General features: G+C 48.5%; 2 protein-coding genes. Both read left to right on the top strand.

The annotated features are described in order from the left end of the window. Window positions 1-65: 65 nt before the first annotated feature. Window positions 66-593, top strand: a complete 528-nt coding sequence (gene lptE, locus B7Y67_RS18175) for an LPS assembly lipoprotein LptE (RefSeq protein WP_293599836.1) — start codon at window positions 66-68, stop codon at window positions 591-593. 19 nt (window positions 594-612) lie between these two features. After that, window positions 613-1,371: DNA polymerase III subunit delta (holA, locus tag B7Y67_RS18170; RefSeq protein ID WP_293599835.1), on the top strand; the 759-nt coding region annotated here is incomplete at its 3' end.

Below are 1,371 nucleotides of genomic sequence, written 5' to 3'. Positions count from 1 at the left end.
CCGGGTCGCTTAATCAATATTGTTGCTTAGATACTTGCAAATTACTTTGAATAGAAACTAAACACATGCGCGTAAATCAACTTCGACGTACTCTGCTTGGGTTTCTCACTCTAGCCCCAGTCAGCGGGCTGATCGCCTGTGGCTACCGCTTACGTGGCATGGTGGATTTGCCCTACAAAGTCATCGCGATTACTGGGAGCCCATCACCCCCTCTGAGAACGGATCTACAGACAGCTATCTTGACTGGTACTGATGCAAAGGTAGCCATCAATCCCAAAGATGCTGACCTTACTTTAGAAATCACGAGTGATCTGAATGGTCGTGAGATCTTGGCATACAACTCCAATGGTCAGGTCTCTGCCTATCGCTTAAATATACGTGTTGGGTTTAGAGCATATGACAATACGGGAGCTGACGTCGTACCTGAAGCGGAGATCTACATGACGCGAGATATGGACTTCTCGGTATCGACCGTTTTGGCGACCGATGTTCAAATGCAGCAATTTCTGTCTTTGATGCGTCGAGATCTTGCTGTGCAAATTCTGCGTCGTGTTGCTGCAACTGCCCGAGCTCCACGGTCTAAAATTTTTTAAAGAATGACGATCCAACCGCATGGTTAAGAGTGACGCCCTACAGGTTCACTTGAAGTCGCTGAATTCGGCCGCTTCATTAAAGCCCCTGTACATATTTAGTGGTGATGAGCCTCTCCTCATGATGGAGGCGATGGATCAATTACGTGCCACTGCGAAAAAAATGGGTTACACCGACCGCGAAGTTTTATTGCAAGAGCGCGGGTTTGATTGGACTGCCTTATTAAGCGCGGGCCAAACTATGTCTTTGTTTGGAGATAAGCGCTGGGTTGAGTTACGTATACCAACAGGTAAGCCTGGCCGTGATGGTGCTGATGCGCTTAAACAGTTCTCTGCCCAAATCGAGTCTCAGCCAGTTGGACCCGAGGGGCCGGATACGATTTTTTGCATCATCCTGCCTAAACTGGATGGCAAGATTAAAACTTCTGCTTGGTTTACTGCTTTGGATGAAGCAGGTATGGCGATTCAGTTGGATTCCTTGGATCGCAGTCAATTGCCGCAATGGATTGCGGGACGACTCAAGAAGCAGGGTCAAGAAGTGCAGTCAGGCCCAGAGGGGCAGCGTGCTTTAGCCTTTATTGCTGAGCAGGTAGAGGGTAATCTCATCGCCGCTCACCAAGAAATTCAAAAGCTAGGTTTATTGCATCCTGCTGGCGTACTTACCGAGGAACAAATTCGGTCAGCAATCCTGAAGGTGGCTCGCTATAACGTTTTTGAACTAACTGAAGCGATGTTGGCTGGTGATCTGCCTCGCCTCAATCGCATGCTAGACGGCCTCAAA

The organism is Polynucleobacter sp. 35-46-11 (assembly GCF_002281105.1).
Note: the sequence above shows the minus strand (reverse complement) of the source record. Positions and strands in the feature narration are given on the sequence as shown.

Bases quoted from the DNA above. Each gene is read 5' to 3' on its own strand.
- lptE (WP_293599836.1), top strand. From the start codon at position 66: ATGCGCGTAAATCAACTTCGACGTACTCTGCTTGGGTTTCTCACTCTA.